The 23,816-nt window shown below is 42.7% G+C and carries 21 protein-coding genes and 3 pseudogenes; 19 read left to right on the top strand and 5 right to left on the bottom strand.

Features of this window, described 5'->3' with window-relative positions; genetic code table 11:
• Positions 1-228 precede the first annotated feature (228 nt).
• From KNQ14_RS07810 to KNQ14_RS07750, 13 genes are all read left to right on the top strand, one after another.
• Positions 229-1,572 carry an ABC transporter substrate-binding protein gene (locus KNQ14_RS07810; protein WP_214860851.1) on the top strand — a complete coding sequence of 448 codons (1,344 nt, stop codon included), beginning with the start codon at positions 229-231 and terminating at the stop codon, positions 1,570-1,572.
• A gap of 67 nt (positions 1,573-1,639) precedes the next feature.
• On the top strand, positions 1,640-2,536 hold the full coding sequence (locus KNQ14_RS07805) for a carbohydrate ABC transporter permease (protein WP_214804756.1): 897 nt from the start codon (positions 1,640-1,642) through the stop codon (positions 2,534-2,536).
• 72 nt (positions 2,537-2,608) lie between these two features.
• A complete protein-coding gene (locus tag KNQ14_RS07800; RefSeq protein ID WP_082478680.1) occupies positions 2,609-3,451 on the top strand; it encodes a carbohydrate ABC transporter permease in 843 nt (280 codons plus the stop codon).
• Between the two features lie 72 nt (positions 3,452-3,523).
• Positions 3,524-4,921 (top strand): arabinan endo-1,5-alpha-L-arabinosidase, encoded by a 1,398-nt coding sequence (locus tag KNQ14_RS07795; RefSeq protein WP_214860516.1) that lies wholly within the window; start codon positions 3,524-3,526, stop codon positions 4,919-4,921.
• Positions 4,922-5,199: 278 nt separating this feature from the next.
• On the top strand, positions 5,200-6,891 hold the full coding sequence (gene araB, locus KNQ14_RS07790) for a ribulokinase (RefSeq protein WP_214860514.1): 1,692 nt from the start codon (positions 5,200-5,202) through the stop codon (positions 6,889-6,891).
• Entirely contained in the window at positions 6,885-7,583 is a 699-nt protein-coding gene (gene araD / locus KNQ14_RS07785; RefSeq protein WP_047395665.1) for an L-ribulose-5-phosphate 4-epimerase, read from the top strand. Before araB ends, araD begins: the two co-directional genes overlap by 7 nt.
• A 33-nt stretch (positions 7,584-7,616) precedes the next feature.
• Entirely contained in the window at positions 7,617-9,104 is a 1,488-nt protein-coding gene (gene araA / locus KNQ14_RS07780) for an L-arabinose isomerase (protein WP_214860512.1), read from the top strand.
• 43 nt (positions 9,105-9,147) lie between these two features.
• Positions 9,148-10,674, top strand: coding sequence for an alpha-N-arabinofuranosidase (locus KNQ14_RS07775; RefSeq protein ID WP_214860511.1), 1,527 nt, complete (start codon positions 9,148-9,150; stop codon positions 10,672-10,674).
• Between the two features lies 1 nt (position 10,675).
• A complete protein-coding gene (locus tag KNQ14_RS07770; protein ID WP_214860510.1) occupies positions 10,676-10,915 on the top strand; it encodes a DUF6171 family protein in 240 nt (79 codons plus the stop codon).
• Between the two features lie 17 nt (positions 10,916-10,932).
• Positions 10,933-11,931: an aldose epimerase family protein gene (locus KNQ14_RS07765; protein ID WP_214860509.1), complete on the top strand. Its 999-nt coding sequence runs from the start codon at positions 10,933-10,935 to the stop codon at positions 11,929-11,931.
• Complete coding sequence (locus KNQ14_RS07760; protein ID WP_214860508.1) at positions 11,928-13,097, top strand: sn-glycerol-1-phosphate dehydrogenase; 1,170 nt, start codon at positions 11,928-11,930, stop codon at positions 13,095-13,097. Before KNQ14_RS07765 ends, KNQ14_RS07760 begins: the two co-directional genes overlap by 4 nt.
• On the top strand, positions 13,094-14,041 hold the full coding sequence (locus KNQ14_RS07755; RefSeq protein ID WP_214860507.1) for a glycoside hydrolase family 43 protein: 948 nt from the start codon (positions 13,094-13,096) through the stop codon (positions 14,039-14,041). The genes KNQ14_RS07760 and KNQ14_RS07755 overlap by 4 nt, the downstream gene beginning before the upstream one ends.
• Positions 14,038-14,982 carry a glycoside hydrolase family 43 protein gene (locus KNQ14_RS07750; protein ID WP_214860505.1) on the top strand — a complete coding sequence of 315 codons (945 nt, stop codon included), beginning with the start codon at positions 14,038-14,040 and terminating at the stop codon, positions 14,980-14,982. Before KNQ14_RS07755 ends, KNQ14_RS07750 begins: the two co-directional genes overlap by 4 nt.
• Before the next feature lie 32 nt (positions 14,983-15,014).
• On the opposite strand, the pseudogene KNQ14_RS16730 reads toward KNQ14_RS07750, so the two are convergent.
• Positions 15,015-15,149 (bottom strand): annotated as a pseudogene (locus tag KNQ14_RS16730) (methyl-accepting chemotaxis protein); the annotation flags it as partial.
• 87 nt (positions 15,150-15,236) lie between these two features.
• On the opposite strand from KNQ14_RS16730, the gene KNQ14_RS07740 reads away from it, so the two are divergent.
• From KNQ14_RS07740 to KNQ14_RS16725, 6 genes and pseudogenes are all read left to right on the top strand, one after another.
• Positions 15,237-15,422 carry a hypothetical protein gene (locus tag KNQ14_RS07740; RefSeq protein ID WP_214860499.1) on the top strand — a complete coding sequence of 62 codons (186 nt, stop codon included), beginning with the start codon at positions 15,237-15,239 and terminating at the stop codon, positions 15,420-15,422.
• A gap of 786 nt (positions 15,423-16,208) precedes the next feature.
• A pseudogene (locus KNQ14_RS07735) lies at positions 16,209-17,882 on the top strand (DUF6044 family protein).
• 24 nt (positions 17,883-17,906) lie between these two features.
• Positions 17,907-18,863 (top strand): glycosyltransferase family 2 protein, encoded by a 957-nt coding sequence (locus tag KNQ14_RS07730; RefSeq protein WP_251138335.1) that lies wholly within the window; start codon positions 17,907-17,909, stop codon positions 18,861-18,863.
• Complete coding sequence (locus tag KNQ14_RS07725; protein WP_214860497.1) at positions 18,860-19,237, top strand: GtrA family protein; 378 nt, start codon at positions 18,860-18,862, stop codon at positions 19,235-19,237. The genes KNQ14_RS07730 and KNQ14_RS07725 overlap by 4 nt, the downstream gene beginning before the upstream one ends.
• Before the next feature lie 777 nt (positions 19,238-20,014).
• Positions 20,015-21,250 carry an MDR family MFS transporter gene (locus KNQ14_RS07720; RefSeq protein ID WP_214860490.1) on the top strand — a complete coding sequence of 412 codons (1,236 nt, stop codon included), beginning with the start codon at positions 20,015-20,017 and terminating at the stop codon, positions 21,248-21,250.
• Between the two features lie 155 nt (positions 21,251-21,405).
• Positions 21,406-21,564, top strand: a pseudogene (locus KNQ14_RS16725) (beta-ketoacyl-[acyl-carrier-protein] synthase II); the annotation flags it as partial.
• 416 nt (positions 21,565-21,980) lie between these two features.
• Here KNQ14_RS16725 and KNQ14_RS07715 read toward each other — a convergent pair.
• From KNQ14_RS07715 to KNQ14_RS07700, 4 genes are all read right to left on the bottom strand, one after another.
• Positions 21,981-22,250 (bottom strand): type II toxin-antitoxin system RelE family toxin, encoded by a 270-nt coding sequence (locus KNQ14_RS07715; RefSeq protein WP_214860488.1) that lies wholly within the window; start codon positions 22,248-22,250, stop codon positions 21,981-21,983.
• Complete coding sequence (gene relB, locus KNQ14_RS07710) at positions 22,247-22,471, bottom strand: type II toxin-antitoxin system RelB family antitoxin (protein ID WP_026829710.1); 225 nt, start codon at positions 22,469-22,471, stop codon at positions 22,247-22,249. The genes KNQ14_RS07715 and relB overlap by 4 nt, the downstream gene beginning before the upstream one ends.
• A gap of 197 nt (positions 22,472-22,668) precedes the next feature.
• On the bottom strand, positions 22,669-23,223 hold the full coding sequence (locus tag KNQ14_RS07705; protein ID WP_214860486.1) for a hypothetical protein: 555 nt from the start codon (positions 23,221-23,223) through the stop codon (positions 22,669-22,671).
• A 12-nt stretch (positions 23,224-23,235) separates the two neighbouring features.
• Complete coding sequence (locus KNQ14_RS07700; RefSeq protein WP_214860484.1) at positions 23,236-23,811, bottom strand: hypothetical protein; 576 nt, start codon at positions 23,809-23,811, stop codon at positions 23,236-23,238.
• Positions 23,812-23,816 lie beyond the last annotated feature (5 nt).

Raw genomic sequence — 23,816 nt, 5'->3', positions numbered from 1 at the left:
AGAAATAAATGACAAAAAATCGAATTGACATGTCCGAATGTGTGTAATAGACTCAAATTGTGCAGAAAACGCTTTCATTGTTCATTTAACTCGTTTTAATTGTCTTTCTTATAGCGTTGTGTGGGCTTCGCTATAAAAAACATTGTTTTTACTTAAATAAATATGTACGTACATCTTAATTCCGCTTTGACACTGAAAACTAAATCAATGGAGGAATTCACAATGAACATTAAATCAAAGAAAATGTTTGCGCTAACCATGACTGCCTTGATGACTACATCGATAGCATTAGCTGGTTGTTCGGGAGATGGCAAAAGTGCTGACGGGAAAGTCGAACTCACATTCATGTTTCGCGGGAATCCTGAAGAATTAAAAGCGTACAAAGCAACAGTAAAACGATTTGAAGAAGCCAATAAAGACGTTAAAGTGACAATGGTACAAACAGCTCCAGATCAATATGATACGAAATTAAAATCTGCAATTGCAGGACGGAAAGTGCCAGATGTCTTCTTTTATAATCCGGCTCAAGTCAAAGCTTACGTGAACTCAGGTGTACTACTAGATATTACAAAGAACGTCGAAGGATCGAAAGACATCCAGTTAGAAGACATCTGGAAAAAAGGGGTCGATAAGTACCGCTATGATGGAAAGGTACTTGGCAAAGGGGCTATATATGGTCTACCCAAAGATTTAGGACCATTTGCGCTTGGCTATAATAAAACGATGTTCGAGAAAGCGAAGGTACCGCTTCCGGATAAGGACAAACCGTACACATGGGACGAATTCATTAAAGTAGCTAAAAAGTTAACGAAAGATACGAATGGCGATGGAAAAATGGATCAGTACGGTACAGGATTTAATGTGAACTGGGCATTGCAACCGTTCGTTTGGAGCAACGGAGCAGATTGGATCAACGAAGAGGGAACGAAAGTAACGATTGACGATCCAAAATTCATCGAAGCTCTCCAATTTTTCGTAGACCAGCAATTAAAGCATAAAATCACTCCATCAATCGGAGAATCTCAAACACTCGATACCTATCAACGCTGGATGAAAGGACAACTTGCGTTTTTCCCTGTTGGTCCTTGGGATATGGCAGCTTTTAAAGATCAATTGAAGTTTGAGTATGACCTTCTTCCGTGGCCAGCGGGATCAACAGGTAAACCAGCAGGGTGGGTCGGCTCACTCGGGATTGGTGTAGGATCAACGACGCAACATCAAAAAGAAGCAACAGAACTAGCCATGTACTTATCTGCTAACCAAGAAGGGCAACAAGCTTTAGTGGATGCGCAAGTTCAGTTACCAAACAGCATGGAAATCGCAAAAACTTGGGTGGAGGACACATCAATCAAGCCTGCCAACAAACAGGAATTCCTTGATTTGATTAATGATTATGGACGTGGTCTCCCGGCAGAAAAAACGTATACTGCTGAATGGTATGACGAGTTTTTCAAAAACATCCAGCCTGTACTCGATGGAAAAACATCAGTTGAAGACTATGTAAAAAAAGAGCAACCGAAAATGCAAAAGTTGCTAGATGATGCCATCGCACAAGAGAAACAGGCGAACTAACTAGAGATGATGATTTAGGTGGCGTAAGTTGCCACCTGAATCTCTAGCGTAGAAAGGATGGAATACAATGAAGACAAAACCAATTTCCAAGTTATATCGTACGGAGCAACGGTATGCCTATCTATTCGTTGCGGCTCCGGTGATTGGGTTCTTTCTATTTGCGTTAATTCCGTTAATGTATTCCTTCTATGGTGCATTTACGAACTGGAACGGACTCGGACAAATGAAGTTCATCGGACTAGAAAATTTTATTAATGTGTTTCAAGATGAGTATTTTTATAAAGCCATGTACAACACGCTGTTCATGATGATCGGAATTCCAATTGGCATCGTATTAGCACTTCTCCTTGCCCTCGCGTTGAATCGAGGGATTTTTGGTACTAATACGTTCCGCGTCATCTATTACATTCCCGTTATCTCTTCCATCGCGGCTGTCTCGATTTTGTGGCAGTGGGCATATAACGGTGATTATGGTTTGGTGAATCAGTTCTTGGACTTGATTGGTATTGATGGTCCGAACTGGCTCCAAAATGCCAATACCGTTAAGCCGGCATTGATCGTTATGGCGATTTGGAAAGGTCTTGGCTATACGATGCTCTTGTATTTGGCAGCCTTGCAGAGTGTACCGCGTTCGTATTATGAAGCAGCAAAATTAGATGGGGCGAATGCGTGGCACTGTTTTTGGTATATTACGCTCCCAATGGTTAAACCGGTCACCTTCTTCATCATCGTGACGAATATTATTGGTGGGGCGCAAATCTTTACGGAAATCAACGTCATGACACCAACAGGGGGACCGGAGTATTCCTCTGCTTCTGCCGTCTTCTACATTTGGCAAAAATCCTTCGGGAACTTCCAGCTGGGCTACGCTTCAGCAATGGCGCTCGTTCTCGGTCTTTTCATTTTCATCGTTACCTTGTTCCAATTCCGTATGAACGAAAAATCATCATTTGACTTGGATTGAGACATTCATACCTTAGAAAGGAGAATGACCATGCAGTTAGCCCTTACCCGTAAAAAAGAAAAAGTAGAGACGATGTCCGTGAAGAAAAAAGATCGAATTACTGATATATTCGTCTTCATCTTTCTGACGATGGGTGCAATCGTCATGATCGCACCCTTATTGTGGATGGTATCGACCTCTCTGAAGTCAAAAGATGAAGTGTTTTCCCTTCCACCGGTTTGGATTCCCACAGACATATCGTTCAATAAGTATATGGAGATTTGGAATATGGGTCCGCTGTTGTCTGGTATATCAAACAGTCTGATCGTCGCGTTATCTGTAACGATCGTTGGAACGTTCACCTCGAGTCTTGCGGCATTCGCGTTCGCTAAGTTGAATTTCAGAGGAAAAAATAAAATCTTTCTTCTTTTGTTCGCATCTGTCATGATTCCGTATCCTGTCCTGATGATTCCGCAGTTTATGATGTTCTCGGAAATCGGGTGGGTCGATACCCTTCTTCCGTTGATCGTACCTGGTTTGTTCGGGAATATCTTCATGATTTTCTTCTTACGTCAATTTTTGAACAGTATTCCGAATTCGATCATCGAAGCGGCTAAAATTGACGGTTGTTCCTATTTTCAAATCTTTTATAAAATCGTCTTTCCATTGATCAAGCCCGCTGTAGCTGCACAATTGATTTTATGGTTCATGGCGATTTGGAACGATTATCTCGGTCCGATTCTTTATCTCAATTCTCCCGAAAAACAAACCCTGCAATTGGTCATCGCCAACTTTAATGCATCCTATGCTATTCAAAGTGATTATCCATTAATCATGGCTGCGTCTGTTGTCGCCTTATTACCAATGCTGATCGTCTTCATGATCTTTCAAAAACAAATCATCGAATCGATTGCCATTTCTGGCGTTAAAGGTTGATTTGTAACGAAAAAATGAAACACCCGTCTTAAGTAAAGGCGGGTGTTTGTGATTAAAGGAGGAAAAAACAATATGAAAAATATCAGTATGGGAATCATTGTCTTGTTCATCGCAGGGTGCTCTTTTTTTTGGTGGTCGACGAATGCGTCTCTCGAAGATTTGGATTTACCGAAAGCGCCATTCGATAAGGAAGTAGCAGACGTACAACCTGATATTTTGAATCAAGAAAAGAAATGGACTACAAACTTTGCGCATGACGGAGCGATTATAAAAGAAGGTAATACCTATTATGTGTTCTCGACAGATTATATGGTAGGAGGTCCACCGACACCGGGCATTCAGATTCGAAAATCAAACGATCTCATTAACTGGCAATTTACAGGACGTGTATTTGACGAAGTCTCTCAAGAAGCATTCAAATGGACAGGAGGAAATACGTTTTGGGCCCCTTCTATTACGAAGATCAAGGATACATTCTACCTTTACTATTCTGTCTCAAAAGTCGGGAGTCGTACCTCGTATATTGGAATGGCGAGCGCTTCAAATATTGAGGGTCCATGGCACGATCAGGGAGTCGTCATCGCCTCAAAAGAAGGAGATGGAAAATCATTCAACGCGATTGATCCTCATGTGCTCCAAGATAAAACGGGGAAATGGTGGATGACGTATGGTTCCTATTTTGGCGGTATCTTCTTGACGGAAATCAATCCGAATACAGGAAAGCTGATGAAAAAGTCATCAGAAGGGGAGTTACTGGCTAAGCGAAAAGATATGACGATGGGAATTGAAGGCCCAGAAATTCTTTTTAACGCAAAGACAGGTTACTACTACTTGATGGTTTCATACGGTTGGCTAGAAGATTCGTATAATGTAAGGATTGGGCGCTCGAAATCAATCAATGGACCTTATGTTGATTCACGTGGTCGTGATTTGCGTGATACTTCAAATGAATCTTTTGATACTGGTGTAAAAATTGTTGGCTCCTATCGTTTTGAAGGAGACGAGGGATATGTGGGGACTGGTCATTCTGCATTTTTACAGGATGGAAAAGATACCTTTATTATTCATCAAGCTCGACCAAGCGAAGATATCTACTGGTCGCAATTGCAGGTGAGGAAAGTGTATTGGACAAAAGATGGATGGCCAGTGGTTTCGCCCGAACGCTACGCAGGTGAAAAGAAAATCAATGTTCAAAAAGAGCAGATCGTTGGAGAATGGGAGATCATTGCTTTCCCGCGCTTTGATGACGGTCAGCAACAATCAAGAAAGCTAAAGTTGCAAAAGGATGGCAGTCTTTTGGGTAAGAAGGGTTCATGGCAACTAAAGGGAAGCATCCTTGAATTACGCATAGGACAGGAGACATACGAGTTACAGGTTGGTGCAGCATGGGATTGGGAAAATTGGAAATCAACGATCATCATGACAGGTCTAAGTAAGGATGGAACAGCAGTTTGGGCAAAAAGACGTTGAACCCATCATTTGTACGGACAAATGAATGTATTAAAGAAGGTTGATCATCTGATAGATAGAAAAAAACGTCAAAAAATGCGTATTTTTCTGAAAAATGATTGCATATTCCTAAATAATTGATACAATCATAGTGTAAGTTATACGTACAAATTTATTGTTTATTTAAATTTTCTGCATGGATTTTGATTATTTGTCCGGATGAAAACAAGAGAGTGCCCACACACTTTATTTTTTCTTCTGAAATGTAAGCGTATTCTTTTTGGGAGTAGGGTGATGAAATGTCGAAATATACAATCGGAATTGATTATGGCACGCAATCAGGTAGAGCCGTCTTGATTGACGTCGAAACAGGTCACGAAGTGGCGACTGCAGTCAAACCATACACACATGGAGTGATGGATCAATTTTTGCCTGATGGAAAAACACGGCTTGAACATGACTGGGCACTCCAACATCCGCGTGATTATTTAGAGGTCCTGGAAATGACGATCCCGGCAGTTGTCAAAGAGGCAGGTATCACGAAAGAACAAGTCATCGGGCTCGGCATCGATTTTACAGCTTGTACGATTCTACCGATCGATGCCGATTTAAATCCGTTGTGCTTCCATGAAGAGTATCAACATAATCCGCATAGCTATGTGAAGTTGTGGAAGCATCATGCGGCTCAAGACGAGGCAGACGCTTTGAACCGTATTGCGACTGAACGCGAAGAACCTTTTTTAAAGCGTTACGGCGGGAAAATCTCATCCGAATGGATGATTCCAAAAGTCTGGCAAATTCTAAACGAAGCACCCTCCATTTACGAGGCTGCTCACGAAATTTTAGAGGCGACGGATTGGGTCGTTTCTCAATTGACTGGAAAAGTGGTACGCAATAGTTGTACGGCTGGCTATAAAGCGATCTGGCACAAACAGGAAGGCTATCCTTCAAATGAGTTTTTTAAAGCGTTAGATCCACGACTTGAGAACGTAGTTGAAGAGAAGCTTTCCAATGACATCGAACCAATCGGGGCCAAAGCAGGAGAATTAACGATATCCTTTGCAGAACGAATCGGTCTCCTTCCGGGAACTGCCGTTGCAGTAGGAAATGTTGATGCGCATGTTGCAGTACCTGCCGTTGGAATCACGGAACCCGGTAAGTTGTTGATGGTGATGGGAACCTCTACTTGTCATATCCTGCTTGGTGAAGAGGAGCAGGTCGTACCCGGTATGTGCGGAATCGTCGAAGACGGAGTCTTACCAGGGTATATGGGGTACGAAGCTGGTCAGTCCTGTGTCGGAGATCATTTTGAATGGTTCATCGAAAACTGTGTACCAAGTGACTATTTGCAAGAAGCAACTCTTCAAGGAGTTAGTACGCATCAATTATTGACCGATAAGGCAACAATGCAACGCGTCGGTGAACATGGATTGATCGCCCTTGATTGGTGGAACGGAAATCGTTCTACACTAGTGGATACAAATCTGACGGGTGTACTTCTAGGTGCAACATTACTGACAAAACCAGAAGATATCTACCGCGCATTGATTGAAGCGACGGCCTATGGCACGCGAACGATTGTCGAAGCGTTCCGCACAAGCGGTGTTCCCGTCCACGAAGTATACGCTGCAGGAGGAATTGCGGAGAAGAATGCCTTGATGATGCAGATTTATGCTGACGTTCTAAACATGGAAATCAAGATTTCAGCCTCTTCTCAAACCCCCGCTTTAGGATCTGCCATGTTCGGTGCCGTAGCCGCAGGAGCAGAACGAGGCGGTTATGCCACCATCACGGAAGCAGCGACGAAGATGGGACGTGTAAAAGAAAAAACATATCTTCCGATTCCAGAAAACGTTGAAGTGTATGAGGCGCTGTTCGCTGAGTATGCGAAACTATACGATTATTTCGGTCGTGGAGAAAACGATGTGATGAAGCGATTAAAGAAAATCAAAGCTGAAGCGTCGCGTCAGAAGGGAGAACCTGTATGGTGAGTCGTCAATTAAAAGAAGAAGTGCTTGAAGCGAACCTAGCATTGCCAAAACATGACTTAGTCACCTTTACGTGGGGAAACGTCAGTGGGATTGATCGAAATGCGGGTTTAGTCGTTATCAAACCGAGTGGTGTCCCCTATGACGCTTTGACGATAGATGATTTAGTCGTAGTCGATTTAGAAGGCAATGTTGTCGAGGGTGATCTACGTCCATCTTCTGATACGCCAACACATTTGGCTTTGTATCGCGCTCTGCCTGAGATTGGAGGCATTGTCCATACGCATTCCCCTTGGGCGACAAGCTGGGCGCAAGCAAAACGAGCAATTCCTGCATTCGGAACGACACATGCCGACTACTTTTATGGAGAAATTCCGTGTACACGTGAACTATCTGATGAAGAAATCGAGACGGCGTACGAGCTAGAAACCGGAAACGTCATCATTGAGACGTTGAACGAACTACACTTGGAAGCTGTTGCTGTACCAGGTGTGCTGGTCGCAAATCATGCACCTTTTTGTTGGGGGAAGCATGCGGATGAAGCCGTGCATAATGCAGTCGTACTTGAGGAAGTAGCCAAGATGGGTATTCATGCCTTGAATCTGAATCCAGGATTAGCACCCATCAAACAAAGCATCTTAGATAAACACTACTTGCGCAAACACGGAGCAAACGCCTACTACGGTCAGAAATGATAGGTGCACATAGCTAGATGAGGGGGATTTTAAATGTTGACAGCAAACACACACGAATTTTGGTTCGTGACAGGAAGCCAGATGCTCTACGGTGAGGAGGTAATTCGTCAAGTCGAAACACATTCAAAAGAGATGGTCTCAGGATTAGATGCAGCGGACGTCTTCCGGGATCGAATTGTTTACAAGGGAGTCGTCAAAAATGCAGAAGAAATTCGGCAGATGATGTTGCGGGCGAATGCTGATGATGCCTGTGCCGGTGTGATCACATGGATGCATACCTTCTCACCATCGAAAATGTGGATTAGTGGGATGCGTGTCTTACAAAAACCATTGCTCCATTTTGGGACACAGTTCAATCGTGACATCCCGTGGGATGCGATCGATATGGATTTCATGAACCTCAATCAGTCGGCGCATGGTGATCGTGAACATGGTTTTATCACAAGTCGAATGAACGTGAAGCGAAAAGTGCTCGTCGGTCATTGGGAAGATGAACTCACACGTCAAAAGATGTCATCTTGGATGAATGTAGCGCATGCGTTAGCGGAAAGTAAGAACTTAAAAGTCGCGCGATTCGGTGACAACATGCGGAATGTAGCAGTGACAGAAGGTGACAAAGTCGAAGCGCAGATTCAACTGGGCTGGACGGTTGATGGGTATGGTGTCGGCGATCTCGTCACCTACATGAATGCGGTATCGGAGTCAGATTTAGATGACTTGATGGAAGAATATCGCACGCAGTATGAAGTGACGAATACTGGAATGGAAGAAGAAGCATTCCAGGAATCGGTTCGCTATCAAGGTCGCATCGAACTCGGCATGAAGGCTTTTCTTGAAGCTGGTGGATACACTGCCTTCACGACAACCTTCGAAGACCTACATGGCATCAAGCAACTACCTGGGCTAGCCGTTCAACGATTGATGGAGCAAGGGTACGGGTTTGCTGGAGAAGGAGACTGGAAAACCGCAGCGCTTGTTCGTCTTATGAAAATCATGGCGAGCAACGAACGGACATCTTTCATGGAAGATTATACTTATCACTTTGAACCAGGCAACGAAATGGTCTTAGGGGCGCATATGCTCGAAATCTGTCCGACCATTGCGGTCGATAAGCCTAGAATCGAGGTACATCCTCTCGGAATCGGAGATCGTGAAGCGCCAGCGCGGATGGTATTCGAAGGACAGAATGGCAAGGCATTGAACGCTAGTTTGATTGATTTAGGACATCGCTTCCGTCTCTTGGTAAACACAGTCGAGGGCATCCAACCGGATGAAGCAATGCCGAATCTTCCTGTGGCACGTGTTCTATGGAAAACAGAACCATCGATGGCTCAAGCTGTCGAAAACTGGATCCAAGCCGGGGGAGCGCACCATACTTGTTACTCCTATGAAGTGACAACTGAACAACTACGCGACTTCGCAGAACTTCTGAACATTGAAATTGCTGTCATCGATAAAGAAACGGAGACGGTTCGATTTAATAACGAGTTACGTTGGAATGAACTGTACTATCGACCATAATTTATAGGGACCTTCCTAGGTCCCTTTTCTTGGAGGAGATACTATGAATAACCAACTCGTCACATCAACACTAAATACAAAAGAAGCTGCAACACAACTAATCGTCAATGTAGATTTACCGAAAGGTAAAATCAGTAAGCATATCTATGGGCACTTTGCGGAACACCTTGGACGTTGTATTTATGAAGGGCTTTGGGTTGGTCCAGAATCATCCATACCGAATACAGATGGCATTCGGAACGATGTATTGACAGCATTGAAGAAATTGAACATTCCGGTTTTACGATGGCCGGGTGGATGCTTTGCAGACGAGTATCATTGGAAAGATGGTATTGGACCAAATGATAACCGAAAGCGGATGGTCAATACACATTGGGGTGGCGTCGTCGAAAACAATCATTTCGGAACCCATGAATTTATGCGCCTTTGTGAATTACTAGAGTGTGAGCCTTATATTTGTGGAAACGTTGGAAGTGGGACCGTCCAAGAAATGTCTGAATGGGTCGAATATATGACGTTCAATGGAGAATCACCGATGGCGAACTGGCGTCAGGAGAATGGCCGTACAGAGCCGTGGTCGCTTAAGTATTTCGGTGTTGGTAACGAGAACTGGGGTTGCGGAGGGAATATGCGTCCGGAGTATTACGCCGATCTATATCGTCGCTATCAGACATATGTCCGCAATTATGATGGCAATCAACTCTATAAGATTGCTGGTGGTGCAAACATTGATGATTACAAATGGACTGAAGTTCTCATGCGTGAAGCGGGTACGATGATGGATGGTCTTAGTCTGCACTATTATACGATTCCGGGCGATTTTTGGTTAGGTAAGGGATCAGCGTTAGATTTTACGGAAGATGAATGGTTCATCACCCTAAAACGTGCTTATTACATGGATGAACTGATCACAAAGCATGGGCAAATCATGGACCAGTATGATCCAGAAAAGCGCGTCGGTCTCATTGTTGATGAATGGGGAACGTGGTTCGACGTTGAACCAGGAACAAATCCAGGCTTCTTGTATCAACAAAACTCGATCCGAGATGCACTTGTCGCAGCAATTCACTTCAATATCTTCCATAAGCATAATGACCGCGTTCACATGGCGAACATCGCACAAATGGTCAATGTGCTTCAAGCAATGATCTTAACGGAGGGTGACCAGTTCATTCTTACGCCAACGTACCATGTCTTTGAGATGTATCGCGTTCACCAAGATGCTGAACGAGTCGAGCTAGCAGCCATCACGCGTGACTATGTAGCTAAAGAAGAATCGATTCCTTCTGTAAACGCGACAGCTTCTCGCGATGCTGATGGTGTATTGCACATTAGCCTCTGCCAGCTTGATCATCAAAATAGCGATAAAGTAGAAATTGATTTGCGGGGAATGGGGACGATTTCTAACGTATCGGCACGTATTTTAACAGCAGATCATCTCAATGCCCATAACACGTTTGAACAACCAGATGTGGTTGCGCCGCGTGATCATGAGGTCCAGGTGACAGAAGACGGAAAGCTCATCATGGATGTTCCGGCGATGAGCGTCATCACAGTGGCGGTTCGCTAAGATGAAAGTCGTCGAGACAAGACAGTGTCGTACTTGTCCACCGACAAAAGTAGACACTGATTGGTTATTAACCATCGACGCGGAAGTCATGCCGCAAGTCACGGACGCTGAGTATCAGGAACGTCTTCGTCAATGTGCAGTCTGTCCGTTTTATCAGGACGATACCTGTTTGAAGTGCGGGTGCTATGTCTCTTACCGGGCACGCCTTGCAACAAAGCATTGCCCGGTGAAGGTTTGGTGAAAAAGGAGCGACTTGAGATGGAGCGACAAGAAGTAGTAGATCAGACGGCGTTTACGCTCGAGAACGATATGTGTCGTTTACGCATTTTGACATATGGAGCAACCCTGCAAGAGTTTTCGATTCAAGATGAGGGATGGAAAAATCTCATTTTGTCATACGATACGGTTGAAGAATACAAGACAGACACGTATTACTTGGGAGCGACTGTCGGACGTGTCGCTGGTCGAATCGAGGACGGGACATTCGATATGGACGGTGCAACGTACCATCTGCCTCAAAACGAAGGCAAGCATCATCTTCACGGGGGAGACGGTCTCCACTGTCAATTCTGGAAAATGGAAGACGTATCCAATACTCATCTCGTTCTTCGGTATTTAAGTCCTGATGGTGAGAATGGCTATAAGGGTACACTCGATGTCAGAGCATCGTTTGAATTGTTAGCTGACGGTGTCAAAATTACGTATGAGGCAATCAGTGACACGGATACGGTATGCGATATGACAAATCATACGTACTTTAATCTAAGTGGTGGAAGTCGTGATATTTTAGGACATGAATTGACGTTACCGGCTAATCAATTTGCTGAGCTGCGAGATGATTTGATTCCTACAGGACGCCTATTGGATGTCGATCAGACCCCTTTTGACTTCCAATCAGGACGAATGCTAGGAGATGGTCCAACTTCAAGCCATCCACAAAATCAACTCGTCAATGGTTATGATCATCCATTTTTATTCGACGACCAACGAAAAGCGACGCTGTACGATCCTGAAAGTAAGCGTTCCTTGATGTTGTCTACGACTGCACCAGCTCTTGTGCTCTATTCAGGAAACCAGATGAATGAAGAAACGATCTTACGTGAGGGACGCTCTCGAAAATATTATGGTGTTTGTCTCGAGCCGCAACATCTTCCGGACGCCGTTCATCACAGTAATTTTTCATCCATTCGATTATTAGCAGGAGAGACGTATCACTGGGAAACGGAATATCGCGTTGGGAAAGGAGTCAGTCGATGAACCTCGAACAGATACAAAAGCAGGTTGCTACTTGTTCGTGTGGAAATCTACATTACCCCATTACGATTGAACAAATCAGCGCCTCTGAAAAAGTATGGCAATCAGTGGTCGAGTTTGTGCAGCAAAAGGAGTGGCGGCACCTCCTCGTCATTGGTGATGTCAATACGCAGATGGTCGGTTATTCTCCACTGAAGAAAGCATTAATGACAGTAGGAATTGACGTATCAATAGTCACGCTCTCGCCGAACAGGCAAGGGGACGTTTTAGCTGATGAACTATCAGTTGTACAAGTAATGCTCGAGTTGGACGATAGTGTGGATGCGTTGATTGCACTCGGAGCAGGGACGATTCATGATGTGACGCGGTTTTGTGCTGCGAAAGCAAAAATCCCATTTCTGTCTGTTCCGACCGCTCCTTCGGTGGACGGGTTTACTTCGAAAGGAGCTCCCTTAATTATAAGAGGGAAAAAAATCACTTATCAGCTCGTCTCACCAATTGCCGTATTCATCTCAAGTGACATTATCCGTGATGCACCTCGGGCGTTAATAGCAGCAGGTGTCGGGGATATGCTTGGGAAGTACACTTCCTTACTGGATTGGCGTTTTGGTGCTTTTGATGGACAAGAACCCTTTTGTCCTGTAGTTGCTCGATTGACAGAAATTGCTTTATCCGATTGTGTAAAAGCTCTACCAGATATCTATGCAGAAAAAGCGGAAGGTTTGGATCAACTGATGGATTCATTGATTTTATCAGGAATTGCGATGTTGATTTTTGGGCATTCACATCCTGCATCTGGTGGAGAACACCACCTCTCTCATTATTGGGAGATGGATTTCTTAACGCATGACCGTCCAGCCGTCTTACACGGTACAAAAGTAGCGATTGCGACGATGGAACTTATCGATACTTATAGAACGATGATCCAAGAACAACCTGATGTACCAAAGGAGCTAGGTGATTGGGTCACTCAAATGCCAACAAGGCAGAAGTTGGAGTCCATTTTTAATTCGTTACAAGCGCCTCTTCAGCCAGAGGAAATCGGTATTTCGTCTCTTCTTCTATCGAGTAGCAAGAGAGAAGCATATCGTCTTCGAGAGAGACACACGCTGTTAAAACAGATGAGCTTACAGACGAGCCACTTTGAAACAGAGGAGCGTTCATTATGACAGAGACAATCGTAAATCCAATCATAGGACAACGCGCGGATCCATGGATCATGCGGCATACAGATGGCTATTACTACTTTACGGCGTCCTTACCTGACTTTAGCGGTATTCCGCTGCGTCGTGCTCAGACGATCAAGGAGTTGACTAAAGCAGAAGAAAAAGTCGTATGGCAGAAGCGCTCGACCGGAATCATGAGCGCTAACATTTGGGCACCAGAATTACATCACATTCAAGGGAAATGGTACCTTTATTTCGCGGCGGCACGTGAAGATGCTATTTTTGATCATCGCATGTACGTTCTCGAAAATAGTTCAGCCAATCCGCTGGAAGGTCAATGGACGGAAAAAGGACAAATCAAGACATGGCAAGAATCATTCGCCCTCGATGCGACAACGTTCGAGCATGAAAACCGGTTATATTACATCTGGGCTCAGAAAGATCCAAAAATTGAAGGAAACTCGAATCTCTATATTTCTGAAATGGAGAATCCTTGGACATTGACAGGACCGCAAACGATGATTGCGACACCGGAATATGCTTGGGAAAAAGTCGGCTTTCTTGTAAACGAAGGACCTGCTGTCTTAAAGCGAAATGGTTATATATATGTCACGTTTTCAGCAAGCGCGACGGATCATAATTATTGTGTAGGTTTCCTTCGTATCAATGAAAAAGAGGATGTGTTAGATGCTACTCATTGGGAAAAACACCCGCAACCCGTTCTTACGACGAATGAGTCAATCCGTGAATACGGACCAGGTCATAACAGTTTCACGACACTCGCAGATGGGACCGATATGATTGTTTATCATGCACGGAACTATAGAGAAATCGAAGGGGATCCATTATGGGATCCGAATCGTCATACGTATGTACGACCATTTTCTTGGCAGGGAGATGTGCCTATTTATGAAAACAGGATGGTCAACGAGGAGGTCACACGATGAACCAGACAGAGGATCGAAATCTTGTTTTAGAGCAACGGGCAGATCCATGGGTGTATCTGCATTCTGACGGTTATTATTATTTTACAGCGTCTGTTCCTGAATACGATCGAATCGAATTGCGTCGTGCTAGATCTCTCCATGAACTAAGGGATGCAGAAGCGGTGACAGCATGGATTAAACCAGAAACTGGCCCTATGAGTGATCTGATTTGGGCACCCGAATTACATCGTATTCATGGGAAATGGTATCTTTATTTTGCGGCTGCGAAGTCACGCGAGATTGTAAACGGACTCTTTGATCATCGGATGTTCGTTTTAGAGAATAGTTCGGATAATCCTCTAGAAGGCGAATGGTTAGAACGCGGACAAATAAAAACGCAGTGGGATTCATTTGCTCTTGACGCGACCGTCTTCGAACATCAAGACGTTCATTACTTAGTGTGGGCACAAAAAGATCCTTCCATTGAAGGAAACTCGAACTTATATATTGCAACTTTAAAGAATCCATGGACCATTCAAAAGCCACAAGTCATGTTGACGAAGCCAGAGCTTGATTGGGAGACAAAGGGCTTTCTGGTGAACGAAGGACCGGCAGTCTTGAAGCGCCATGGACAAATCTTCATTACGTATTCTGCTAGTGCAACGGATGAGAATTATTGCATGGGTATGTTGAGTGCCTCAGAAGACGCAGACCTATTGAATCCGGATGCTTGGGAAAAATCATCGTCTCCCGTATTTGCGACGAATGAAGAAGTTGGTCAATATGGACCAGGGCACAATAGCTTTACAGTAGATGAACAGGGAAAAGATGTCATTGTGTATCATGCACGGACCTACACTGAAATCGAGGGTGATCCTCTGTACGATCCGAATCGCCATACACGGGCACAGATCTTTACGTGGGGCATGGATAAAAAACCAAACTTTGATAAGCCAATCTGATTGCGAACAGAATCAACAAAAGACGTTACTCTTCAATCTGGATTTTCACCTTCGTTTTCAGCGACATTCATAGAAGGATTCTTGACATCAGAGGCGACAATGGAAAATCCTTTTTCTTGCTCAGCAGCTCGTGCTGGTTCGATCGCTACATTCAAGGCAGGTAGATTGGTTTGTTCAGAATATCATGAATGATAAAATAAGATTGAATTAGATGTAAATTACTTTATAGACAATATTTATTGGGGGTACTTTAAATGGAAAATAAAATTTGCTCATCATGCGGAAGTACTAATTTTCAAGAGGCAACAGATTATATTCCACTAAAGCCATCTAAAGGGTCATTTCTTAGTGCTCAAAAAGTATTTTCGTTTTGTATGGATTGCGGTATCGTAGATGCGATTCGTATTGAGAACACAGAAATCTTTCAAAATAAAGAGTAAATATTCAATCTACAAAAAGAGCGTCCGATATGGATGCTTTTTTATAAAGAAAAAATGTAGTCGATCATGAAAAATAATTAGTTTTGTAAATATGGAGTAATGTAGTGCCTATCTTTTTCTTAAATGGCACTGTAAATGCATATCTAACCAATGCAACCAGTCAGATGCACTTAACCAGCCAAGTTCATCATAATAAATCTTTTTTGAAGCATCTATAGTTTGAATATGCATTTTAACGCACTCCATTTGAGTAATTAATTATTTTGTGCTTTTTAGGAGAATAGCGTAATTCAGGTTACTTTCTAGTTCGATATTAAAATCATTTTTAAATTTACACGTACCTGGAACTTCGTCATATAAAAAACAAAGTCTCCAAATCTTGTTCTCCTTTTCGAAGGCTGATGAAGTAAATTTAAGAACCCAAAAGCATCGTATCTTTTCTTAACAGAAATGGTACGATGCTTCTTTGTAGTTCCTCGATAGAATTAAAAAAATCTATAGTTAGTCATTCATAAAAGGGAAAAGTAGAAAAAGAAGAAGAGGTCTGGTCAAGATTGATTATTTCTTCTAATCTCCATTTAACTAATTTATTAATTGAATTAACTTTAATTCTGAAAAGTAAATTTAATAAATGTCACCTATCCTATTGTGATATAAGGTATCATTGGAAATAGTTTCTTAGGGAGTATATACCATAAAGAAAGTTATAAGAGGAAAAGAACAGGCAATTGATTTCTTGAAACTACTAACAAAAGAATTAAATCTTAAAGTAGATGAAGGAGAAGTATGATGAGAGAAAAAACTCGCATATTAATCGGGCTGCTACTAGCTTGCCTCTATATTTTACCGATGGTCTTACTGGGAGAACATGCACATGTCCGTATTCATGATAATCTAGACTCAAACATCACGTGGTATAAAACATTGGTCGATACCAATAGTATTTACGCAAGCCTTCATGCAAATGTTCCTGACTTATTGAATGGGGTCGTCTCGAGAAATGCTTTCGTCAGTGAGTTTACAGGTATCGTGTGGCTATATCAATGGTTCCCTCCATTTACGGCATACGTGATCAGTCAAACGTTGGTCCGAATCTTTGCTTTCTTAGGAATGTACTTATTACTACGTGATCATGCGAAAGGGGTTATTCCTAAATCATATGCGCTGTGGGTAGCAGTTCTATTTTCTTAGACACCATTCTGGCCATCGGGCATGCTCAGCACGCTTGGGATGCCACTCTTATTGTGGGCTTATTGGAATATCTGGCATGGACGGAAAATAAAATCGAGTGCATTCGTATTGTTAGTGGTTCCGTTCTATTCGAGTTTCGTGCTAGGAATCGTTTTCTTTTTAGCAACGCTTGCCATTTACCATATGGTGAAGGAGATACGCGCACGTAGTTTTCATAACCGTTTTTGGATCGCCTATGGCCTTCAGGTCCTTTTATACTTATTAATTGAATATCGACTTGTCTTCTCGATGCTGTGGGAAGAAGAGCCTACAAGTCGAAATGACTTCGAAACAGGGAATAACGGATTTTGGGCAAGTATTCGTTTATTTTTTAAGAATTTGGTGTTTGGTCATACACATGATCGCGCAGTACAATCGCCCATCATCCTCCTAACACTTCTGATTGTTGGATTTCTAGTATTTCGTCAAAAAGATCATGCAGCAAGACGAATTCGAACTTTGATGTGGTTTCTATTTGGACTATCGCTGTGGTATGCGTTTTGGTTTTATGAGGGGTGGAATCCGTTAAAGCAACATGTCTCTCTCATTAGAACTTTCAATTTCTCACGATTCCACTTCCTTCAACCGATGTTGTGGTATGCATTGTTTTACTTGATGCTCGACTGGCTATGGCGAACTGCCAAACGAAAATGGGTGACTTGTTTGCTCGTAGCCCAAACCCTTGTCTTGCTTGCATGGAATCCCGAGTTCCTCTATCGTCATCATCCATCCTATGAAGCGTTTTATGCGACTTCTCAGTTTTCTGACATTAAACGCTTCATCAACCAACCAACGAAAGACTATCAGGTCGCTTCTCTCGGATTGCACCCTGCGATCGCACAATACAATGGTATGCAAACCGTGGATGGTTATGTGAACTTTTATCCATTACGCTATAAAGCATCTTTCCGAAAGGTGATTGCTGGAGAATTGGATAAAAGTAAGCTATTACAACGTTATTTTGATACGTGGGGAAATCGAGTCTATGTGTTTTCATCTGAACTCGGTAAGGAATACGAGTACACAAAGGAGCATCAAGTACCGGTTCGACATTTATCTATCAATACAGCACAGTTGAAGCAAATCGGTGCGACCTATCTTTTGTCTGCTGTACCAATCAAAAATGCTGCAGCCATTGGATTGCAGTACGAAAAAACATTTGAAGATCAACATTCTGCTTGGAAGATTAGGTTATACCGTATCCAAGCTACTACAGTGAATACGAAGTAAGTTCATTTAAGGAGGAGTAATGGTATGACGATGACGACAATCCCTACGCTAGGCGTAATTATTCCGTGTTATAACGAGACGGAAGTATTACGCTTGACGGTCCATACGATGCACCGTTTCTTAACAGAGTGGCGAGAACGACACCTCATTTCTGAGGACTCCTTTGTCTTGTTCGTAGATGATGGAAGTCAGGATGATACCTGGTCCCAAATTGAAGATGTACACGCACAAGATGGTCGGTTTAGAGGATTAAAATTAGCACATAACGTAGGACATCAAAATGCTTTGTTCGCAGTTCTTGTCGAAGGACACACCGATGCGGATTGTGTTGTGTCAATGGATGCGGACCTTCAGGATGACGTAAAAGTGATTGAACAGTTTTTAAGTGAATTTGCGAAAGGGAATGATATCGTCTATGGGGTAAGAGAAGATCGTCAGACCGATAGCTGGTTTAAACGGTCGACTGCTCAAGGCTTTTATCGCTTCATCGACTGCTTGGGTGTAGAGACCATCTTCAATCATGCAGACTATCGTCTCATGAGCAAACGAGCTGTCGAAACACTTTGTGCACATCCGGAACGTAATCTCTTTTTGCGGGGGATGGTACCTTCGCTTGGTTTTCAAACAGCAGAAGTGACCTATACACGTCAATCACGTCCAGCAGGCGAATCAAAATATCCATTACGAAAGATGATGGCACTCGCATGGGATGGGGTGACCTCGTTTAGTGTTCGTCCGATTAAGTTGTTATTTTTAGTCTCACTATTCATGCTCATCGTCTCGATCGGTTTTGTCGGATATGCTCTTTATCGTAGATATGAAGGAGAAGCGATGGATGGGTGGACGTCTTTAATGATGTCGATCTGGTTCATCGGCGGACTTCAATTACTAGGTATTGGACTGATAGGAGAATACATCGGTAAAATCTATCAGGAAGTCAAACGACGTCCTCGTTATGTCGTCGAGAAAAAAAGAGAATGATGACCTTTCTTCGTTTCTTATTAGTAGGAGTTCTTAATACGCTGGTTGGTCTGACGCTGACACTGATTTGTTTTCATGTCTTGCATACTGGTTATTGGGGAGCGACGGCGATCGGGAATGCATGTGGTGTTTGGGTCAGCTATATGCTAAATCGTCGCTTCACCTTTCGTCAAGAGGCTGGAGGATGGCCCTATTGGATACGTTTTTTGATCGTCGTTTCGATTAGCTATCTCATCGCTTATCGTCTTAGTTTATGGGGAGTGCATTACGTATTGCCAAATCTACAAGAGACTGGAGTGATTCTGATCGGGATGATCATCTATACGGGGTTAAATTATCTAGGTCAGTCTTATTGGGTATTTCGCAAATCATGATAAAACAAGCTATCTATAGAGGGAGCTTGTTTTTTTTAATCCTCTCAATTGCACTTGCAAAAGCACAGTAGCAAATCAAAAGACTGACAAATGAATTTTCAAATTATAGAAATCAACCACTCAGATTAGAGTGAGGAAAGTCATTTACAATTTGATAAGATGACGCATTCAACGTATGCATCACATAGTTATATGGGTGGATATGCTATTTCTCATGTAATCGACCATGCCTATTCCTTATTCATCGACTCCCTTCAGTCCACCACATTAAATGACCGTTGATGAACGAATCCCAAAAGAAGAACAAAAGTAAAGTATCCGTGAAATCTAATTTACAGACTTAAATTTATTACAAATGACATCAATAAATCGCAATTTCTTCTTGTAGTAAATAATTCTGTTAAAATAAGAAATTTTTATTTTTTAGTTGGTCCGTTATTACTCCTTCTCGATAAAGTAAAAGTCTATGAACTTAAACGATAAGAAGCAGTTCCTGTCACGTAAAGACAGGAACTGCTTCTTATCGAACAATTATATCGTCGGTAATTCTAAAATTCTTAAGAGATAGAAAAAAGTAAGATAGAAAGATATGTCACTTCGTTTCAAAACAAACATACGTTCGTTTTACGTGACAATTTAAATAAAAGTGTCCTTACTTAATTTTCATAATATTAGTATAATCCATATCAAAATATAAGTCTATATCTTGATAACTATCTTCTCTATAGTAAAGCTACGAAAAGAAAACGCTATTCGTTAACTATGAGAGGAGTTATTATGAACAAAACTACATGGAATCCTAATGTGAAAGTCAGACTGATAGGAGAAGGTCTTTTCAATCTGCTATTTTGGATGTACTTTCCTTTTCTAACGGTCTATTTTGGTAAAGGACTAGGGTTACAGACTGCTGGATTAATAATGGCACTGCCCCCCTTAATAAGTATTGTCGGAAGTTTAACCGGAGGAAGCTTTGCGGATACGTTAGGGAGACGTCCTGTGATGCTGATCGGAACATTTTTGCAAATGACCATGTTTATTCTATTTGCTGTCTCTTCTTCTCCTTGGATTAATTATGTTGCCTTTATCGGAATTAATATAGGCGCAGCATTTTATCGTCCTGCTAGTTCAGCGATGATAGCGGACACAGTTCCAAAAGATGAATTGCGACAAGTGTATGCGACATTTATGACCGTGAACAATATTGGTGCCGTTTTAGGACCAATCATTGGAGCAGTCTTCTTTTTTCAACATCGTCTACTGTTATTGTGGACCTGTGCAATAGTTCTCTTTCTTTACTTCATAACGATCTATTTTATTGTTAGTGAAACCTTACCTGTCCGATCCAAGCAAAAAGATGTAACGACCCCACTTAAATATGCGTTTCAGTCTAAGTGGTCTGGCTATCGACTTATTCTCAAAGATCGTATTTTTCTGCTATACGTAATTGCGGGAACCTGTTCACTCTTCCCAGTGATGCAACTCGATCTCTACTTACCAGTTTACGTGATAGACAATGTGCCTAAACAACCTCTCGTACCGCACTTGCTAGATTCTTTTCAGCTCACGAGCCAATCCATTTTTGGCTATCTGGTAAGCTTTAATGGTCTTTTGTTTGTCATCTTGATCCTTCCCGTAACGAATCGACTTAAAAATTGGTCAGAAAGACGTCTCTTCGTCGTTTCGACCTTACTTGCAGGAGGAGGTACATTTTTAGTCGGATGGAATAACAACATCTGGTTTTTGTTTGGTTGTACGCTCATCTTCACGTTAGGTGAGATCATGCGTACACCAGTCACGCAGAGTTTCATCGGTCATTATGCTCCAGAGGAGGCAAGAGGTCAGTATCTAGCTGCTGATAGTCTTCAAAACACACTTGGTAAGACGCTAGCACCTCTCGCTATCTACGCATCAGGATGGATCGCCCCGCTTGGTATCTTCACTATCATTCTCCTTTTTGCTATCATTGGAGCTTGTTTATATCTGCAATTATTTAGACTGTATTCTCCCACTTGACAATCAGGTTGATAATACAAAGTGTACGATTACAAATAAAATATTAATTTAGGCTTTAGAATGATTTCACGAAAATAATAATTACTATAGATAATTAATATCAGATAAATGCTATCTAAAATATCTTAAATCAGCATGAATGAGATGATTTCAACATTCCACCGACGATTAATCTTGAAGTCGATGATCCAACGTGTGACCTGGATTATGTAGCAGGAGGGGCTCGTTCGCTGGAGATGCAGTACGGACTATCCAATTCTTTCGGATTCGGTGGTTATAACGCCGCCATCGTCTTGAAAAAATATATGGATTAAGCATCAGAGTTTGGGTTCGGACAAGAGGACTCAATGAGTAAGTACTCGCTGAAAATGGATTGTATACATTTCGACGTCGAAATGTATACAATCTTTTTTGTGTATCCAATTCTTATTAAATGTTAGTGATTCGGAAACCTTCACTATTGCTGTGTCGTCATTCATCCAACGATTCATGACACGTTCTATCTATTTTACATAAAACGCGAATCATCAGTTCTAGTCAGAGTTTGCCTTAACTAGGACATCATGATCTTTATTTTAGTAATCCACCCTCTGAAGGGAGGTTTGAATCCACACCTAAAAAAATAACTGTATATGTTGTCATTCTAATTCTAGCTTTTTCATCATATCGTCAAAAGAGAAGGCTTTTGATTGATTATCATGTACTTCCTAAGATATGAGTTTTAGATGCTTTATTTATAGATATCCCGACGATGTCCAATCTCAAGAATCAATATCACGACTTTCTCATCCTGGATGTCAGCAATCAGACGATAGTCGCCGATGCGATACCGCCATTCGCCAGAGCGATTCGAGACGAGTCCTTTCCCATGACGACGCGGATCATCCGTCCCGACAAGGTTCTTCTTGATCCAGGACATGATGATCCGCGCTTGTTGTGGGTCTATCTTCTTGAGAGATTTTTGAGCCCCGCGCTCGAATTCTACATTATAAGCTGTCATTCTAAATCAAGTTCCTTCATCATGTCGTCGAAAGATATCGCTTCTGATTTTTTACGGTGTGCTGCCATGGAATCATGATAGAGTTGCAAATCGATTTCGTCTTCGATACGGTCGAGGACGGCATCGCGAACGAGTGTAGAAATCGTGATGTTCTTTGCCTTCGCATATTCCTTGATAAGTCGTGTATCTTGATCATCCAGACGTACGGAAATGGTACTCATGATTATCAGCTCCTTTGTAATACATTGTAATACATATTCCGGTAGTAGTCTAGAAATGGCACCGATTTAAAATAGGATTGAACCTGTTATAACTAGTATGAAAATGATGAATAAGTATGAAAAAAGAAAGGCTGCTGTATCGCGTGCCTTTCTTTTTGTATAAGACGTCGCACACGCTGAAATGCTCATGTGGAGGATCATAAATACACGGAAATACTATACAACGCTGCGAAAAATAATGAGATCGAGACGCCTAATCCAAGATAGAGGGTCTTGATGGAGTCTTGGGTTGATCGGATGACGTACACCAACAATCCCACGAAAAGGAGGCTGATTGCCATCAAGAAGAGGGATATCATGGTCGGCTCGAACCGGATATCAGAATAGGTGAAACGCAAGCTAGGGAAAAGAAACCCTGACAGTGGACCAGCCCCGCTGGAGTGAAGAGTATCCTTGATCGAGTGAGGGGGTTCCTGTTGACCGAGCCACGCAGTCGCTGTGAAGAGAAGCAGGATCAAGATGCCTTCCATGCGCATCCGCATCCGTCGGACTTCAAACGATCGTTCAGGAGACGCGTAACTCCACTTCCCGTTCATGATACCGATGATCAGCACGGATAGAATCAGGACGTGTTTCCAGAGTAAGGCTTGTCCATACGGTAAAATCCAGGAATCGGAATACTCCTCTACCTGCACGACGACAGACATCAGATAGATGCCGGAACCGACGATCAGTAAGAAACATAGCGTCACGAGTGGTTTGAACTATTCGAGGAAGATGCCCCAGTTACGGTCTGATGGACTCCAAAAGCCGAGTATGAGCAATCCACCGGTCCAGATGAAGACGGCGAGTGCGTGAATAGAATGTACGAGCATGCCTTCTGCCCCTTTGATGCTAGAGGCGTGCCCGGACCACGCGAACGTAACGACCATCGCCATAACAAGGAATACCCCTAGTTTTATACGTCCAGGACTGAGTGATGAACGATTGATGACGATGAGAAGGAGTACACTCCAGAGAGCCATCAGAATCCAAGCGTTCCCTGCCTCGAATGTAAGTAACACGGATTGCAGTGTTATCCAAAAACCGATCTCTTCATATAAATACAGTACGATTCGTAAGACGGACAGGGAAAAGGATAACAGCATCAGCACGATGAGCATGCGAACCCAGCGGATTGAAAGCGATACGTCAGGTCGGTAAGAACGAGGGATGAGCTGGACGGAAAAGAAACCGATCAACAGCGCAAGACAACCGTAGAGGAGCGTATCGCCGATCAGATAGAGCGCGGTCATCGCTTCCGCCCCTTCCCGATAAATCAGATCAGCTCGTCCAAACATTCACC

It is taken from the genome of Exiguobacterium sp. s161 (assembly GCF_018619045.1).
In the GTDB taxonomy this organism is placed as follows: domain Bacteria; phylum Bacillota; class Bacilli; order Exiguobacteriales; family Exiguobacteriaceae; genus Exiguobacterium_A; species Exiguobacterium_A indicum.
Note: the sequence above shows the minus strand (reverse complement) of the source record. Positions and strands in the feature narration are given on the sequence as shown.

Coding starts and splice junctions, on each gene's coding strand:
- KNQ14_RS07700 (WP_214860484.1), bottom strand. CDS start 23,811: ATGTTTGGACGAGCTGATCTGATTTATCGGGAAGGGGCGGAAGCGATG.
- KNQ14_RS07725 (WP_214860497.1), top strand. CDS start 18,860: ATGATGACCTTTCTTCGTTTCTTATTAGTAGGAGTTCTTAATACGCTG.
- araD (WP_047395665.1), top strand. CDS start 6,885: ATGGTGAGTCGTCAATTAAAAGAAGAAGTGCTTGAAGCGAACCTAGCA.
- KNQ14_RS07770 (WP_214860510.1), top strand. CDS start 10,676: ATGAAAGTCGTCGAGACAAGACAGTGTCGTACTTGTCCACCGACAAAA.
- KNQ14_RS07800 (WP_082478680.1), top strand. CDS start 2,609: ATGTCCGTGAAGAAAAAAGATCGAATTACTGATATATTCGTCTTCATC.
- KNQ14_RS07765 (WP_214860509.1), top strand. CDS start 10,933: ATGGAGCGACAAGAAGTAGTAGATCAGACGGCGTTTACGCTCGAGAAC.
- araB (WP_214860514.1), top strand. CDS start 5,200: ATGTCGAAATATACAATCGGAATTGATTATGGCACGCAATCAGGTAGA.
- araA (WP_214860512.1), top strand. CDS start 7,617: ATGTTGACAGCAAACACACACGAATTTTGGTTCGTGACAGGAAGCCAG.
- KNQ14_RS07730 (WP_251138335.1), top strand. CDS start 17,907: ATGACGATGACGACAATCCCTACGCTAGGCGTAATTATTCCGTGTTAT.
- KNQ14_RS07805 (WP_214804756.1), top strand. CDS start 1,640: ATGAAGACAAAACCAATTTCCAAGTTATATCGTACGGAGCAACGGTAT.
- KNQ14_RS07720 (WP_214860490.1), top strand. CDS start 20,015: ATGAACAAAACTACATGGAATCCTAATGTGAAAGTCAGACTGATAGGA.
- KNQ14_RS07760 (WP_214860508.1), top strand. CDS start 11,928: ATGAACCTCGAACAGATACAAAAGCAGGTTGCTACTTGTTCGTGTGGA.
- relB (WP_026829710.1), bottom strand. CDS start 22,471: ATGAGTACCATTTCCGTACGTCTGGATGATCAAGATACACGACTTATC.
- KNQ14_RS07775 (WP_214860511.1), top strand. CDS start 9,148: ATGAATAACCAACTCGTCACATCAACACTAAATACAAAAGAAGCTGCA.
- KNQ14_RS07715 (WP_214860488.1), bottom strand. CDS start 22,250: ATGACAGCTTATAATGTAGAATTCGAGCGCGGGGCTCAAAAATCTCTC.
- KNQ14_RS07795 (WP_214860516.1), top strand. CDS start 3,524: ATGAAAAATATCAGTATGGGAATCATTGTCTTGTTCATCGCAGGGTGC.
- KNQ14_RS07755 (WP_214860507.1), top strand. CDS start 13,094: ATGACAGAGACAATCGTAAATCCAATCATAGGACAACGCGCGGATCCA.
- KNQ14_RS07740 (WP_214860499.1), top strand. CDS start 15,237: ATGGAAAATAAAATTTGCTCATCATGCGGAAGTACTAATTTTCAAGAG.
- KNQ14_RS07750 (WP_214860505.1), top strand. CDS start 14,038: ATGAACCAGACAGAGGATCGAAATCTTGTTTTAGAGCAACGGGCAGAT.